The sequence below is a fragment of the Sphingomonas sp. SORGH_AS_0438 genome, from assembly GCF_031453475.1.
Lineage (GTDB): Bacteria > Pseudomonadota > Alphaproteobacteria > Sphingomonadales > Sphingomonadaceae > Sphingomonas.
This window is the reverse complement of sequence record NZ_JAVIZS010000001.1, coordinates 2,083,148-2,098,162: the sequence shown is the minus strand read 5'-3', so window position 1 is coordinate 2,098,162 and position 15,015 is coordinate 2,083,148. Positions and strand designations below refer to the sequence as shown.

Here is a 15,015-nt window from a genome sequence, read left to right as displayed (position 1 = left end):
CGACCGTCGCATGATCCTGGCAACGGGGGCGACCTGGGGCATCTGCGCCCTGTCGACAGCCGGCGTGATCGCGCGACCGTTCCGCTGGCCGGAGGCGATCTGGGCGGTGGCGGGAGCCGCGCTCCTGCTGCTGCTGGGGCTGATGCCGCCCGGTGCCGCGCTCCATGCGGTGGGCGAGGGGATGGACGTCTATCTCTTCCTGATCGGCATGATGCTGCTGAGCGAGACGGCGCGGCAACAGGGGCTGTTCGACTGGGTGGCGGCGACGGCGGCGATCCATGCGCGCGGGTCGACACCGCGCCTGTTCCTGCTGGTCTATGCGACCGGCATCGTCACCACCAGCTTCCTGTCCAACGACGCGACCGCCGTGGTGCTGACCCCCGCCGTCTATGCGGCCGCGCGCAAGGCCAAGGCCGATCCGCTGCCGCTGCTGTTCGCCTGCGCGCTGATCGCCAATGCCGCCAGCTTCGTGCTGCCCATCTCCAACCCGGCCAATCTGGTGCTCTATGGCGGGCATATGCCGGCGCTGGGCGCGTGGTTCGGGTCGTTCGCGCTACCGTCGCTGGCGGCGATCGTCGTGACCTTCCTGGCGTTGCGCTGGGCGGAGCGGTCGCGGATCGCGGGCGACTGTACGTCGGATGTCGAGCGGACGCCGCTGACCGGCGGCGGGCGCGCAGCGCTGGCGGGGATCGTCGGCACGGCGGGGCTGCTGCTGCTGGTGTCGGCGCTCGACCGACCGCTCGGCCTGCCGACCGCCCTGGCCGGCGTCGCGACGACGCTGGCGGTGGCGATGCTGGCGCGGCGTTCGCCGCTCGGCGTGGTCCGCGACGTGTCGTGGAGCGTGCTGCCGCTGGTCGCGGGCCTATTCGTGCTGGTCGAGGCGCTGGACCGGACCGGGGTGATCGGCATGATCGCCGCCGCCCTGCGCGATGCGGCGACGGCGGACCCGGCCCGCGCGGCGGTCACCTCGGGCACGATCCTCGCCTTCGGGTCGAACCTGGTCAACAACCTGCCCGCCGGGCTGATCGCCAGTACCGCTGTGGCACAGGCACATCCGCCCCGGCTGGTCGTCGACATGCTGCTGATCGCGGTCGATCTGGGGCCGAACCTGTCGATTACCGGCTCGCTCGCCACGATCCTGTGGCTGCAGGCGATCCGGCGCGAAGGGGAGGATGTCGACTTTCTCCGCTTCCTGAAGGTGGGCGCGGTGACGATGATCCCGGCGCTGGCCGCCGCCTTTGCCGCGCGACTGCTGATCGGCTGACCGGTTCCGATTTCTCCCCCTGTTCAAAGGATTTGTGATGGCGACCGCTTCCGCAACGCTCCGCCCCGGCGGCGCGGCCCCCCATCCCAGGCCGCCGGGCCGTACGCTCGACGCGCTCAACTTCTTCCTGGCCGATGTGCGCGATGGCCTGGGGCCGTATCTGGCCATCTACCTGCTCGCGGTGCGGGGGCCGGCGCATGGCTGGAACGAGGCGACGGTCGGCATGGTGCTGACCATCGCCGGGCTGGTCGGGCTGATCGCGCAGACCCCCGCCGGCGGGCTGATCGACCGCAGCCGCAACAAGCCGCGCATCGTCATCGCCGCCGCCCTGCTGGTGACATTGAGCAGCCTGTCCCTGCCCATCGTCTCCGGCTTCACCGCCGTCACCATCGGCCAGTCGGTCGCGGCGGTGGCGGGCGCGGTGTTCGCGCCGGCCATTTCCGCCATCACGCTGGGCCTGGTCGGCCCCAAGATGTTCGCTAAGCGGGTCGGCCGCAACGAGGCGTTCAACCATGCCGGCAATGCGGTGTCGGCGGCGCTCGCCGGGCTGCTGGCGTGGAAGTTCGGGCCCGTGGTCGTCTTCTGGCTGATGGCGGGGCTGACCGTGGCGAGCGTGTTCACGGCGATGCGGTTGCGCAACGCAGATATCGACAATGCGGTCGCGCGCGGCCTGGACTGCGAGCCGGAGGAGGGGTGCGAGGAGCCCAGCGGCTGGCGGGTCGTGCTGGAGAACCGGCCGCTGCTGATCTTCGCGGTCATCGCCTTCCTTTTCCACCTCGCCAATGCGGCGATGCTGACCTCGGTCAGCCAGCTATTGTCGCGCACCGTCGGCAAGGATCAGGCCACGTCCCTGACCGCCGCCTGCATCGTCGCGGCGCAGGCGGTGATGGTGCCGGTCGCGGTCCTGGTCGGCCGCTATGCCGAACGCTGGGGGACCAAGCCGATCTTCCTCACCGGCTTCGCCTTCCTTGCGGCGCGCGGCGCGCTCTATACGGTTTCGAACGACGCCTGGTGGCTGGTCGGCGTGCAGGCGCTGGACGGGGTGGGCGCGGGCATTTTCGGCGCGCTGTTCCCGGTGGTGATCGCCGACCTGACCAAGGGATCGGGCCGGTTCAACGTCGCGCAGGGGGCGGTGGCGACGACCCAGGGGCTGGGTGCGGCCTTATCGGCGACGCTGGCCGGGTCGATCATCGTCGCGGCGGGCTATACCGCCAGCTTCCTGACGCTCGCCGCCATCGCCGGGGCTGGCCTGCTCCTCTATCTGGTGGCGATGCCGGAGACGAAGCGGAAATAGGCGCCGGTCAGCGGCGAAGCTGGCTTTGCGGGTCGACCGGGGTGCGGCCCTTGCGCAGTTCGAAATGCAGCTCGGGCTGGTCGGCGAAGCCGGTATCGCCCGACAGGCCGATCACCTGTCCCCGAGTCACGCTCTGCCCGCGCGTGACCAGCAGCTTGGCGGCATGGCCATAGACGCTGGTCCAGCCATCGCCATGCTTGATGATGATCAGGCCGCCCAGCGCCGCGATGCCGTCGCCGGCATAGGCGACGACCCCGGCCGCGGTGGCACGGATCGGCGTGCTCAGCGGCACCGCGATCTTGATGCCGTCGTTGCGTTCGCCGCTGCGTCCCGGCCCGAAGCGGCGGACGACCCGCCCGTCGACCGGCCAGAGGAAGCCGCCGCCGGCGAGTTGCTTGGGCGGCGCGACGGGCACGGTGGCGGGCAGGGGCTTTTTGGGCCGGGCGACGGGCTTGGCAGGCGCGGCATTCTTCGCCAGCGCCGGCTCACCGCCGGTCAGGATGTCGTCGACATCGAGCTGGAAGGCGGCGGCGCGCTCGGCGGCGCGGCTGCCCGGCGCGGCGGCGGCCTCCGGGATCAGGATGCGCTGGCCCGCGCGCAGCACATAAGGTTCCTCCAGCGCGTTTGGCGGCGACGATGCGCGACCATTCGACGCCATAGGCGCGGGCGATGGCGATGCCGGTCTGGCCGGTGCGGACCAGATGGTAACGGCCGGCGGGAATGGTCAGCCTCTGCCCGACCCGAACGACATAGGCGGGCGCGGCGATGCCGTTGGCGCGTGCGATCGCATCCACGCCGGCACCCGTCCGTTCGGCGATGCCACGCAACGTGTCGCCCGGCCGGACGACATAGGTGGAGGCCTCGACGATCCGCGCATCCGCCTCGACCGGCCGCGCTTCCCAAAGCGGGCGGACGGCCGCGCCCGGCACCGCGACGCGGGTGACGGGCCGGGTCGGCGATCGGCCTTGCGCCGCGACGGCCTCGTCATGCGGGGTGAAGTCGGTGGTCGGCGGGGTCCGGTCGACCGGCGGCGGCGGGGCGGGCCGACCATAATCGTTGGGCGGTTCCATCCGGGGGATGCAGCCGCCCAGCATCAGCGCCGTCGCCGCCACCACCGCTCGCCGCATCGCCATCCTCCTACGCGTACACCGCGCGCAGCATATCGAGCGAGGCGCGATGCGTCATGTCCACCTGCAGCGGCGTCACCGACACATAGCCCTCGGCCGAGGCGTCCAGGTCCGTCTCGCCGGTGACGGTCAGCGGCACGCGGTCCATCGCCAGCCAGTAATAGGGAAAGCCGCGCGGATCGCTGCGCTTCTCCATCCGCGCCCGGCCATAGTCGCGCAGGCCCTGCGGCACGATGCGCACGCCCCGGACCTGATCGGGGGCGACCGGCGGGAAGTTGATGTTGACCATCGTCCGGGGGGACCATTCGGCGTCGAGCAGCGGCCGCAGCACCCGCTCGCCCCAGGCCTCGGCGGTGGCGAAGGACACGCGCTCGCCGGGGGCATGGTCGGGATAGCGCTGGCTGAGCGCGACCGAGCGGATGCCGGCCAGCGCCCCCTCCATCGCGGCGGAGACGGTGCCCGAATAATGCACGTCTTCGCCCAGGTTCGCGCCACGATTGACGCCCGACAGGATCAGGTCGGGCCGGCCGTCCTTCATCACCTCGGTCAGCGCCATCATCACCGCGTCGGTCGGCGTGCCGGTCACCGCGAACCGCTTCTCGCCGAAGCGCTTCAGGCGCATCGGCCGGGTCAGCGTCAGCGAGCGGCCGGTGCCCGACTGTTCCTCGATCGGAGCGACCACGGTGACATCGTCGGAAAGGGTGGCGGCGATCGCCTCCAGCACCGCCATGCCGGGCGCGTGGATGCCGTCGTCATTGGTCAGCAGGATGCGCATCAGTGGGCCGGCTCCAGCAGTTCGAGGCCGCCCATATAGGGGCGCAGGGCCACGGGCACGACGACCGAGCCGTCCGCCTGCTGGTAGTTCTCGACCACCGCGACCAGGGTGCGGCCGACCGCCAGGCCGGAGCCATTGAGCGTATGGACGAAGCGGGGGGCCTTCTCACCCTCCGCCCGGAAGCGCGCGTTCATCCGCCGCGCCTGGAAATCGCCGCAGGTCGAACAGCTCGAAATCTCGCGATAGCGCTGCTGGCCCGGCAGCCACACCTCCAGGTCGTAGGTCCGCAGCGAGGTGAAGCCCATGTCGCCGGTGCACAGCTTCATCCGGCGATAGGGCAGATCGAGCGCCTCCAGCACGCCCTCGGCCGCGCGGGTCATCCGCTCATGCTCGGCATCCGAGGCGTCGGGCGGGGTGATCGCCACCATCTCGACCTTCTCGAACTGGTGCTGGCGGATCAGGCCGCGCGTGTCGCGGCCCGCCGCACCGGCCTCCGAACGGAAACAGGCGGTGAGCGCGGCGAAGCGTAGGGGCAGTTCCGCCTCGCTCAGGATCTGCTCGCGGACGATGTTGGTCAGCGACATCTCGGCGGTGGAGATCAGCCAGCGGCCATCAGTGGTGCGGAACAGGTCCTCGGCGAACTTGGGCAATTGTCCGGTGCCGAACGCCACCTCGTCGCGCACCAGAAGCGGCGGCGCGACCTCCTCGAAGCCGAAGTCGTTGACCAGTCGGTCGAGCATGAACTGGCCGAGCGCCCGGCTGAGCCGCGCCATCGGGCCGCGCAGCAGCGTGAAGCGCGCGCCGGCCAGTGCAACGCCGGTATCGAAGTCCATGCCCAGCGCCGGGCCGATCGCGTCATGTTCGCGCACCGGAAAGTCGAACGCGCGCGGGCTGCCCCAGTTCTTCTCCTCGACATTGCCGTCCTCGTCCGCGCCCTCGGGCACGTCGGCGGCGGGCAGGTTGGGGATGGCGGCGAGTCGCGCGTCCAGTTCGGCGGCGGTGGCGCGTTCCTCCTCCTCCAGTTGCGGCAGGCGGTCCTTGAGCGCGGCGACCTCGGCCATCAGGCCTTGCGCCCGCGCCTCGTCCTTCTGCGCCTTGGCCTGGCCGATCTGCTTGGACAGGTCGTTGCGGCGGGTCTGCGCCTCCTGCGCGGCGGCGATGGTGGCGCGGCGGCGCTCGTCGAGCGCGAGCAGTTCGGCGGCGGCGGGGGCGAGGGAGCGGCGCGCCAGCGCGGCGTCGAAGGCAGCGGGGTCGTCGCGGATCAGGCGGATGTCGTGCATGGCCGGGCTATGGCGGGCGGGGCCGGACCGCGCAACCCGTGCCGCCGCGCGCGCGTTACCCGACCGACAACAAGCCGATAGAGGAGATAGCGATGCAGGTTCCCCATAACGCGTTCGTGCTGGTGGTGGATGGCCGCAAGAGCCTGTTCTTCCGTAACGAGGGGGATGCGGAGCACCCGAACCTGAAGGTCGAGCATGCGGAGGAACACGTCAATCCGCGCGACGGCGAGCAGAAGACCGATGCGGCCGGCAGCGCGCGTTCGACCCAAAGTGGTGCGGGTGCGCCGCCGATCGCGCAGGGCGGATCGAATCAGGCCGGCGGCGGCGGGCAGGGCGCACAATTCGCGCCTTCGCGCGGGTCGTTGGAGGAGACCGACTATCACCAGCAGGAGGAGGACCGGTTCGCCGCCGAAACCGCCGACATGCTGCGGCGCCGGGCGCTCGCCAACAAGTTCGAGTCGCTGATCGTGGTCGCACCGCCCAAGACGCTGGGCGAATTGCGCAAACATTACCACAAGGAGGTTAGCGGCCGGCTGGTCGGCGAACTGGCCAAGGATCTGACCGGCCATCCGGTCGACCAGATCGAGCAAGCGCTGATGAACGCCTGACATCATCCTCATTGGACCGATCGTGAGGGACCGCCGGGGCTGCCCATGCCCCGGCGGTCTCTTGTTGTCGGCATGATGTGACGCCGGGCCGGCAAGGCTCGCAATGGTCCCGGCGCGGGCGATCATCGATCAGGATCAATAACCTGGACGCTCCCCGTCGATCCATTTCGGATACGGATGTGCCAAATTCGGGCGGAATGGACGCTTCATTCCGGTAAAGCGTGGTTTCTACGCAACAATCCTGTCAAAACCATATCGGGGACAGTGGAACGGTTGCTTGTGACACGACCTTCACGAAGCTATAGGCCGCATCATCTGGGGGTGGCCCGGCGGGTAAGAGACGGTGACAATCCGCTCCGCTTCAGGGCCGTAGGGAGATCGGTATGGCGACGGTGTTGAATCGCGTTGACGACCATTCCACTGGCCACATGGTGGCCAATGACGACGGCTATCGCCCGACGGCGGACGAGCCGTTCATGAATCCCCGACAGCAAGCCTATTTCCGCAAGAAGCTGAACCAGTGGAAAGAGGCGATCCTGATGGAGTCGCAGGGAACGCTGTCGCAGCTTCAACTCGACTCGCTGCGCGAATCCGACCTGACCGACCGGGCGTCGAGCGAAACCGACTGGTCGATCGAACTGCGCACCCGCGATCGCCAGCGCAAGCTGATCAGCAAGATCGAGGCGGCGCTGCGGCGGATCGACGAGGGCGAATATGGCTATTGCGAGGTGACCGGTGAGCCGATCAGCCTGGCACGGCTGGAGGCCCGGCCGATCGCGACCATGACCGTCGAGGCGCAGGAGCGTCACGAGCGTCACGAGAAGGTGTCGCGCGAAGATTGAGATCGGCCGAGTGCGGCTGTTTGCGAGCCGCCGGCCTTCTACCTCCCATATCGGGGCGGCGACCTATGGGTTTCGCCGCCCCTGTCGTGATCGCTCAAAGGTTTGTTCGTTCGTTCCGCATGGCCTGTCCCGTCGCGGGACGCATGGACGGAAGGCCGGCTTTCCTTTAGGGCTTTGTTCAGGAATTCAGCCCCAATCGCGTGCGGGCGAATAGTGGACGAAGCGGGATCGGATATGAACGGCGCAACCGGCGATGACAGCAGGAACGAAGCCGAGGGCGCCGGCAAGCGGAGCAATCGCCGCGACAGCCTGTTCCTGACCGCGCAGCTTCGTTTCGACGGGGTCGACAAGACCTATGACGTGCGGATCCGCAACCTGTCCGAGGGCGGTATGATGGCGGAATATCCGCGCATCGTCGGGATCGGCGCGCGGGTGACGGTCGACCTGCGCAATATCGGCGAATGTCCGGGCCGCGTCGCCTGGTGCGCGGAGGGCCGGATCGGCATCGCGCTCGACTCGCCGATCGACCCGAAAAAGGCGCGGCTGCCCGTGGGGGGCGGCACCACGACGCCGACCTATGCCAAGTCGCTGCTCGGCGCGCCGCGTCGCTGATCGGTCCGCGTCACGGCCCATAAACAAAACGCCGGCCCTGCCAGGGTGGCGGGGCCGGCGTCGACCATGGACGTCTAGTACGACGTTCAGTGGCTGACGATCTCGTCCTTCAGTCGTAGCTTCTGCTTCTTCAGTGCCGCGATCAGCGCGGTGTCGGGGAGCGGCCGGTGGCTCTCCTCGGCGAGGCGTCGGTCGATCGACGCGTGCTTGGCCTCCAGTGCGGACTGGTGAGCGGTGGACTGCATGGGCAGATTCTCCTTCAGCTAGCGAGGGTGAATAGAACATAGGACGCGCCCTTTGTCGCCCGGTAAAAACCGCGACTGCGACCGTCCGTTGCACTTTTGCGGCGGCGTCCTGTACGGCGTTCCTGCGCGCCGGCCGGAAAACCGGTACGGCGCGGGGATCATAAGGGGCGCGGGGACAGGATGGACGACAGCGAGATCAACGCCCGGTTGCAGGGGCTGCGCACCGAGCATCGCGATCTGGACGTGGCACTGGCGGCGCTCCAGTCGCATGGCGCGCCGGATCAGTTGCAGCTTGCCCGCCTGAAGAAGCGCAAGCTGCGTCTCCGCGACGAAATCTCGATGCTGGAGGATCAGTTGCTGCCCGATATCATTGCTTGACCACGCCTCTGCGCCCCGATTCGGGACGGGGCGGCGTCGGATAGGCTCTGGGCAGGTGCCGCGGCCTGTGCCATGCAGCCGCGCATGATCGGCTCGATGTCACCTGCGGGCTTCCAGACGCGTCTCGTGAGCGCGCTTTATACCGATGCCATGCTCCTCGCCGACGAGGCGCGCAGCTATTTCGACGATCGCAGCCGTCGCGATCGCGACACTTTGCCGCCCGTGGCGCGGGTGGCGTTCAGTTGCGAGTCGCTGAAGGTGACGACGCGGCTGATGCACGTCATCGCCTGGCTGCTGGTCCGCCGCGCCGTGGCGGCGGGCGAGCTGACGCCGGCCGAGGCGCTGACCGCCAATCGCCGCTTGAGCGACGAAATCACCAGCGAGGATGACGTGCTGTCGCGCCTGCCGGATGAGGCGCGGCATTTGGTCGAGGCGAGCCAGGCGCTGTTCCGCCGTGCCGCCGTGCTCGACCGGGCGCTGGCCGGGGACGGGGCGCGCGAGGCGGCTGAAGCGGCGGGCAGCCCGGTACGCGCGATGCAGCATGATCTGCTGGCGCGGCTGGGGCGGGGCGGCGTCGCCGCTTGACGCTGCGGGCGGGGGGACTTAGCCCCGCCGCCATGTCCGTACTTCCCATCGTCGAAATCCCCGATCCGCGCCTGCGCCTCGTCTCCAAGCCCGTCGACGAGGTGGACGACGGGGTCCGCCAGTTCGTCGCCGACATGTTCGACACCATGTATGCCGCGAATGGCATCGGTCTCGCCGCGATCCAGGTCGGCGTCGACCAGCGCATCCTGGTCATCGACCTCCAGGCGGAGGAGGATGAGGAGGGCAAGCCGATCCGCGCGCCCAAGGCCTATATCAATCCCGAGATCCTGTCGGCGTCCGACGAACTGTCCACGTACAATGAGGGCTGCCTGTCGATCCCGGATCAATATGCCGAGGTCCGCCGCCCGGCGCGCTGCCGCGTCCGCTGGCTGGACGAGACGGGGGCGTCGCATGAGGAGGAACTGGACGGCCTGCTCGCCACCTGCATGCAGCATGAGATCGACCATCTGAACGGCGTGCTGTTCATCGACCATGTGTCGCGGCTGAAGCGCGACATGCTGCTGAAGAAGCTGGCCAAGCAGCGGCGCAACTGACCCGGCCGGGGCGGCGGGAGAAAGCCCCTTTTCGGCCGGGTGCGTTCGCTGTACGTTCCCAGCCATGTCTGATGCTTCCCCGCCCGTCGCCGTTTCCGTCTCTCCCGTGATCGGGGGCGGCCGATGACGGTCGCGATGATCGTCGCCTCGCTGTTCGCGCTGGTGGCGGGCCTGGCGCTTGGCTGGCTGCTGGCGGGACGCAAGTCGGCCGGACTGGCCGCCGATCTGGCGCTCGCGAAGCAGCGGGTGGCGGATGCCGATCTGGTGCGACAGGCGCGCGACTCGGTCGAGCGCGAGCGCAACCAAGCGATGCAGGATGTGGCGACGCTTCGTGCGCAGGTCGATGAACGCCATGCCGCCCATCAGGCGCTGACCGCCGAGTTGCAGGCGCTGCGGTCGGCCGCGCAGGAGCTTGCCGGTCTGCGCGCGCAATCCGCCGAGCGCGAGGCCGCGCATCAGCAGACTTTGCGCCAGTTGCATGAGGCGCGCGAGACGATGACCGCGCAGTTCGGCGCGGCGGCCGCCAAGGCGCTCGAATCGGCGCAGACCCAGTTCCTCGAACAGGCCAATGCCCGCTTCGCCGCTTCCGAGGCCGCGCAGGGCGCCAAGCTCAGCGCGCTGCTCCAGCCGGTGAACGACCGGCTCCAGCGTTATGAGGAGGGCGTCGCGCAGGTCGAGAAGGAGCGGCGCGACGCGTTCGGCAATCTGCAAGGCCTGATGGAATCGATGCGCGTCGGGCAGGAGACGGTGCGCAGCGAAGCCGCCAAGCTGGTCAATGCGCTGCGCAACGCCCCCAAGGCGCGCGGCCGCTGGGGCGAGCAGCAGCTCCGCAACGTGCTGGAGAATTGCGGCCTGTCCGAACATACCGATTTCGCGACCGAGGTCAGCGTGTCGGACGGCGAGGGCGGGCGGTTGCGCCCCGACGCGATCGTGCGCGTGCCGGGCGGCAAGTCGCTGGTCATCGATGCCAAGGTGTCGCTCAACGACTATCAGGACGCGTTCGGCGCGATCGACGACGATGCGCGGCAGGTCGGCCTGGCCCGCCACGCTGCCTCGATGCGGGCGCATGTGAATGGCCTGGGCGCCAAGAGCTATTGGACGCAGTTCGACGATACGCCGGATTATGTCGTCATGTTCGTGCCGGGCGAGCATTTCCTCTCCGCCGCACTGGAGCAGGACTCGACGCTGTGGGACTATGCCTTCGACAAGCGGGTGCTGCTGGCGACGCCGACCAACCTGATCGCGATCGCGCGGACGGTGGCGGCGGTATGGCGGCAGGAGATGCTGGCGGAACAGGCGCGCGAGATCGGGATGCTGGGCAAGGAGCTGTACGCCCGGCTCGCGACGATGGGCGGGCATGTATCCAAGCTCGGCCGCAATCTCGACACGGCGATGTCCGCCTACAACCAGTTCGTCGGGTCGCTGGAAAGCCAGGTGCTGACCCAGGCGCGCCGCTTCGAACAGCTCAAGATCGACACCGCCGGCAAGACGATCGAGCCGCTGCCCGTCGGCGAACAGTCGGCGCGGCCTTTGACCAAGCTGGTGACGGCGGCGGAGTAAGGGCGGAAATGGGGCGATGATGTTGACGCGAAGCCGCGGAGACGCCGAGCGGTGGTGTTATCGGGAGAGGCTTGTCGTTTCCTGACGCCGTGTTCCCCGGCGAAGGCCGGGGCCCAGTTGGGGGGCGTCGATAACGAGGGGCAGCGGTCCGTTACTGCAACCTTTCCAACTGGGCCCCGGCCTTCGCCGGGGAACCAGAAGGTAGGAAGATAGGGTCACATCCGGCTGACGGTACAGCGTCGATACGGCTGGATCACCCGACAGATCTCCGCGCGACCCCATCAACACGCATCGATCAGCAGGGGCGGCAGCGCCACCCCCCTGGTGTCGCGGCTCTGCAGGCGGACCAGCCCCTTGGCCTTGGTCAGCGCATCGATGCCCGGTTCGAAGCAGATGCCGCGCTTCATCGTCGTCGCCATGCTGGCATCGCTATATTGCCCGCGCCAGTCGTCCATGCCGTCGAGCGCGATGGTCAGTGTTCGCCCCTCGGCCGCCGCGCCGGTGATGCGGACGCCGCCGCCCAGCGACTTGGGCACGGTAGCCAGGATTTGCGCGGCGGATGTCTTGGCCAGGGCCACCGGATCGGCGGGCGCCGGTGTGTCGGGCGCGCCGGAACAGGCCGCCAGCATCGCCATCGCCGCAATCGTCACCATCGTCCGCATCGTCGCTCTCCCTGGATCAGCCGCGCTGTTGCGCCAGCACTTCATAGGCCATCACCGCCGTCGCCACCGCCGCGTTCAGGCTGTCCGCCTTGCCCAGCATCGGGATCTTGACCAGCAGGTCGCAGGCCGCGGCATAATCGGTCGGCATCCCCTGCGCCTCGTTGCCGGTCAGGAGGAAGGTGGGGGCGGCATAGCGGGCGGCCCGATAATCATGTTCGGTATCGAGGCTGAGCCCGACCAACTGCCCCGGCCCCCGGCGCAGCCAGTCGAGAAAGGGCTGCCACTCGGTCCGCACCACCGGCACCGTGAACAGCGCACCCATGCTGGCGCGCACGGCCTCGACCGAGAAGGGATCGACGCACTCGCCGACCAGGATCAGCCCGCCGGCCCCGACCGCATCGCCGGTGCGCAGGATCGTGCCGAGATTGCCTGGATCGCGCAGCCGCTCGGCGACCAGCCAGATGCCGGCGCTCGACCGGTCGAGGTCGTCGAGCGAGGTCTCGAACTCCTCGAACACGCCGACCACCGCCTGCGGATTGTCCTTGCCGGACAGCTTGGAGAGGATGTCGGGCACCGTCTCGATCGCCTCGCCGCCCGCCGCCTCGACCGCGTCGATCAGGCGCATGACCAGCGGATGCTGCGCGCTGGCGGCGGCGAAGAACAGCAGCGAGGGCAGGCGGCCGCCCTCCCGCGCCTCGGTCAGGATGCGCAGGCCCTCGGCCAGGAAGCGGCCTTGTTCGCGGCGATGGCGCTTGTCGCGCAGGTCGCGGACGCTTTTGACCAATGGATTGGAATAGGCGGTGATCTGACGGGGCATGGGATCGTCCTGCCGCCCCCCGCGTCCGACCGCAAGCGCGGTCAGCGTCGGCGGCGTTCGTCCCACCAGGCCAACCGCTCCGCGATGCGCTTTTCGAAGCCGCGCTCGGTCGGCTCGTAGAAGCGCTGCGGCCCCAGCGCGTCCGGCCAGTAATTGGCGCCGGAAAAGCCGCCCTCCGCGTCATGGTCATATTCATACCCCTGGCCATAGCCGATCTGCTTCATCAGCTTGGTCGGCGCGTTCAGGATATTGTCGGGCGGCATCAGCGAGCCGGTCTCGCGCGCGGTCTTCCACGCGGCCTTCTGCGCCTTGTAGACCGCGTTCGATTTGGGCGCGGTCGCCAGATAGACGCAGGCCTGGGCGATCGCGAGTTCCCCCTCCGGCGAGCCGAGAAAGTCGTAGCTGTCCTTGGCGGCGATGCACTGGGTCAGCGCCTGCGGGTCGGCGAGGCCGATATCCTCCACCGCCGCGCGGACCAGCCGGCGGAGCAGGAACAGCGGGTCCTCGCCCGCCGTCAGCATCCGTGCCAGGTAATAGAGCGCCGCCTGCGGGTCCGAGCCGCGGATCGATTTGTGGAGCGCCGAGATGAGGTTGTAATGCCCCTCGCGATCCTTGTCATAGACGGCGACGCGGCGTTGCAGGAAGGCGGACAGGCCCGCCGGGTCGAGCGGCTCGGGCAGGTCGACGGAGAACAACGTCTCCGCCTGGTTGAGGAGGAAGCGGCCATCGCCATCGGCGCTGGCGACCAGCGCGTCGCGCGCGGCGTCCGTCACCGGCAGCGGGCGGTCCATCACCGCCTCGGCGCGGGTCAACAGCAGCTCCAGCGCGTCGCGGTCGAGCCGATGGAGGATCAGCACCTGCGCGCGGCTGAGCAGAGCGGCGTTGAGTTCGAAGGACGGGTTCTCGGTCGTGGCGCCGACCAGGGTGACGGTGCCGTCCTCGACATAGGGCAGGAAACCGTCCTGCTGCGCGCGGTTGAAGCGGTGGATCTCGTCCACGAACAACAGGGTGCGCTTGCCGAGCCGGGTGTGGTCGCGCGCCTCGGCGAACGCCTTCTTCAGGTCGGCGACCCCGGAGAAGACGGCGGAGATGGCGACGAAGCGCAGGCCCACCGCATCCGCCAGCAGCCGCGCGGTCGTGGTCTTGCCGGTGCCGGGCGGCCCCCACAGGATCATCGACGACAGCCGCCCCGCCGCGACCATCCGGCCGATCGCGCCGTCCGGCCCGGTCAGATGCGTCTGCCCGACCACGTCGGCGAGCGTCTGCGGGCGCAGCCGATCGGCCAGCGGCGCATCGGGGGCGGGATCGGCGGGCGGGGCGGGGGGCGGATCGATACCGGCGAACAGGTCGGCCATCTGCGCGATGTAGGTCGTGTGTCGCCGCTCGTCACGCACCAAGCACGAATCGCGGTTCCGAGGCGATGCGGGTGGATGACAATCGCGCGTGGCGGCCCTATCTGGCGGGGATGAACGAGATGACTCCGCTCGCCCGTCCGGAACGGGTCCGCAAGCCCGACTGGATCCGGGTGAAGGCGCCGACCTCGGCCGGCTTCGCCGCGACGCGCGAGTTGATGCGCTCGAAGAGCCTGACCACCGTCTGCGAAGAGGCGGCCTGCCCGAACATCGGCGAATGCTGGTCGAAGAAGCATGCGACCGTCATGATCCTGGGCGACACCTGCACGCGCGCCTGCGCCTTCTGCAACGTGAAGACGGGGATGCCGCGCGCGGTCGATCCGATGGAGCCGCAGAACGTCGCCGATGCCGCCGCGCAGATGGGCCTGCAGCATATCGTCATTACCTCGGTTGACCGCGACGACCTGCCGGACGGCGGCGCCAAGCAGTTCGTCAAGGTGATCGAGGCGATCCGCAAGTCGAACCCGGTCACCACGATCGAGATCCTGACCCCCGATTTCCGCAACAAGCACGAAGCGGCGGTGGAGGCGATCGTCGCCGCGCGGCCGGACGTGTACAACCATAATCTGGAGACGGTGCCGAGGCTCTATCCGACGATCCGGCCGGGCGCGCGCTATTACGCGTCGATCCGCCTGCTGGAGAGCGTCAAGAAGCTCGATCCGTCGATCTTCACCAAGTCCGGCATCATGCTGGGACTGGGCGAGGAGCGGCTGGAGGTGCATCAGGTGATGGACGACATGCGCTCCGCCGGCATCGATTTCCTGACCATGGGCCAGTATCTCCAGCCGACGCCGCGCCATGCCAAGGTGGCGGAGTTCGTGACGCCCAAGGCGTTCGACGCCTATGCCGCGATCGCGCGGGCCAAGGGCTTCCTGCTGGTCGCGTCCTCGCCGCTGACCCGCTCCAGCTATCATGCCGGTGACGATTTCGCGAAGATGAAGGCGGCGCGCGATGCGCAGCTCGCGGCAAAAGCCGGACGGGCCGTGATCGGCGCCTGAGG

16 protein-coding genes and 1 pseudogene are annotated in these 15,015 nt (G+C 69.0%); 10 read left to right on the top strand and 7 right to left on the bottom strand.

Features of this window, described 5'->3' with window-relative positions; translation table 11 throughout:
• The first annotated feature begins 10 nt into the window (after positions 1-10).
• Both QE452_RS09705 and QE452_RS09700 read left to right on the top strand, forming a co-directional pair.
• Positions 11-1,264 carry an arsenic transporter gene (locus QE452_RS09705; protein WP_309657990.1) on the top strand — a complete coding sequence of 418 codons (1,254 nt, stop codon included), beginning with the start codon at positions 11-13 and terminating at the stop codon, positions 1,262-1,264.
• Between the two features lie 37 nt (positions 1,265-1,301).
• Positions 1,302-2,558 (top strand): MFS transporter, encoded by a 1,257-nt coding sequence (locus QE452_RS09700; RefSeq protein ID WP_309657991.1) that lies wholly within the window; start codon positions 1,302-1,304, stop codon positions 2,556-2,558.
• A 7-nt stretch (positions 2,559-2,565) separates the two neighbouring features.
• Here QE452_RS09700 and QE452_RS09695 read toward each other — a convergent pair.
• The 3 genes and pseudogenes from QE452_RS09695 to serS form a co-directional block, all read right to left on the bottom strand.
• Positions 2,566-3,685 (bottom strand): annotated as a pseudogene (locus tag QE452_RS09695) (peptidoglycan DD-metalloendopeptidase family protein).
• 10 nt (positions 3,686-3,695) lie between these two features.
• The gene (surE, locus tag QE452_RS09690) at positions 3,696-4,460 is read right to left on the bottom strand and encodes a 5'/3'-nucleotidase SurE (protein ID WP_309657993.1); all 765 of its coding nucleotides are present in this window, start codon (positions 4,458-4,460) and stop codon (positions 3,696-3,698) included.
• Positions 4,460-5,740, bottom strand: a complete 1,281-nt coding sequence (gene serS / locus QE452_RS09685; RefSeq protein ID WP_309657994.1) for a serine--tRNA ligase — start codon at positions 5,738-5,740, stop codon at positions 4,460-4,462. Before serS ends, surE begins: the two co-directional genes overlap by 1 nt.
• A 92-nt stretch (positions 5,741-5,832) precedes the next feature.
• Here serS and QE452_RS09680 point away from each other — a divergent pair, with 92 nt between their 5' ends.
• From QE452_RS09680 to QE452_RS09670, 3 genes are all read left to right on the top strand, one after another.
• On the top strand, positions 5,833-6,348 hold the full coding sequence (locus QE452_RS09680; protein ID WP_309657995.1) for a host attachment family protein: 516 nt from the start codon (positions 5,833-5,835) through the stop codon (positions 6,346-6,348).
• Positions 6,349-6,731: 383 nt separating this feature from the next.
• A complete protein-coding gene (gene dksA / locus QE452_RS09675; protein ID WP_125993129.1) occupies positions 6,732-7,190 on the top strand; it encodes an RNA polymerase-binding protein DksA in 459 nt (152 codons plus the stop codon).
• Between the two features lie 234 nt (positions 7,191-7,424).
• Positions 7,425-7,802 carry a PilZ domain-containing protein gene (locus QE452_RS09670; protein WP_125993128.1) on the top strand — a complete coding sequence of 126 codons (378 nt, stop codon included), beginning with the start codon at positions 7,425-7,427 and terminating at the stop codon, positions 7,800-7,802.
• A gap of 86 nt (positions 7,803-7,888) precedes the next feature.
• Here QE452_RS09670 and QE452_RS09665 read toward each other — a convergent pair whose 3' ends face one another.
• Positions 7,889-8,047 carry a YdcH family protein gene (locus tag QE452_RS09665; RefSeq protein ID WP_125993127.1) on the bottom strand — a complete coding sequence of 53 codons (159 nt, stop codon included), beginning with the start codon at positions 8,045-8,047 and terminating at the stop codon, positions 7,889-7,891.
• 180 nt (positions 8,048-8,227) lie between these two features.
• Here QE452_RS09665 and QE452_RS09660 point away from each other — a divergent pair, with 180 nt between their 5' ends.
• The 4 genes from QE452_RS09660 (at position 8,228) to rmuC (ending at position 11,124) form a co-directional block, all read left to right on the top strand.
• Entirely contained in the window at positions 8,228-8,425 is a 198-nt protein-coding gene (locus tag QE452_RS09660; RefSeq protein WP_309657996.1) for a DUF465 domain-containing protein, read from the top strand.
• A gap of 126 nt (positions 8,426-8,551) precedes the next feature.
• Complete coding sequence (locus QE452_RS09655) at positions 8,552-9,010, top strand: DUF1465 family protein (protein ID WP_309657997.1); 459 nt, start codon at positions 8,552-8,554, stop codon at positions 9,008-9,010.
• Positions 9,011-9,042: 32 nt separating this feature from the next.
• Positions 9,043-9,564 carry a peptide deformylase gene (gene def / locus QE452_RS09650; RefSeq protein WP_309657998.1) on the top strand — a complete coding sequence of 174 codons (522 nt, stop codon included), beginning with the start codon at positions 9,043-9,045 and terminating at the stop codon, positions 9,562-9,564.
• A gap of 123 nt (positions 9,565-9,687) precedes the next feature.
• A complete protein-coding gene (gene rmuC, locus QE452_RS09645; protein WP_309657999.1) occupies positions 9,688-11,124 on the top strand; it encodes a DNA recombination protein RmuC in 1,437 nt (478 codons plus the stop codon).
• A gap of 281 nt (positions 11,125-11,405) precedes the next feature.
• Here rmuC and QE452_RS09640 read toward each other — a convergent pair whose 3' ends face one another.
• Genes QE452_RS09640 through QE452_RS09630 form a run of 3 tightly spaced genes read right to left on the bottom strand, consistent with a single transcriptional unit; the run spans position 11,406 to position 13,958 of the window.
• Positions 11,406-11,786, bottom strand: coding sequence for a hypothetical protein (locus QE452_RS09640; RefSeq protein WP_309658000.1), 381 nt, complete (start codon positions 11,784-11,786; stop codon positions 11,406-11,408).
• Positions 11,787-11,802: 16 nt separating this feature from the next.
• Positions 11,803-12,603, bottom strand: a complete 801-nt coding sequence (locus QE452_RS09635; protein ID WP_309658001.1) for an RNA methyltransferase — start codon at positions 12,601-12,603, stop codon at positions 11,803-11,805.
• Between the two features lie 41 nt (positions 12,604-12,644).
• Complete coding sequence (locus QE452_RS09630; RefSeq protein ID WP_309658002.1) at positions 12,645-13,958, bottom strand: replication-associated recombination protein A; 1,314 nt, start codon at positions 13,956-13,958, stop codon at positions 12,645-12,647.
• A 110-nt stretch (positions 13,959-14,068) separates the two neighbouring features.
• On the opposite strand from QE452_RS09630, the gene lipA reads away from it, so the two are divergent.
• Entirely contained in the window at positions 14,069-15,013 is a 945-nt protein-coding gene (gene lipA, locus QE452_RS09625; RefSeq protein WP_125993245.1) for a lipoyl synthase, read from the top strand.
• Positions 15,014-15,015 lie beyond the last annotated feature (2 nt).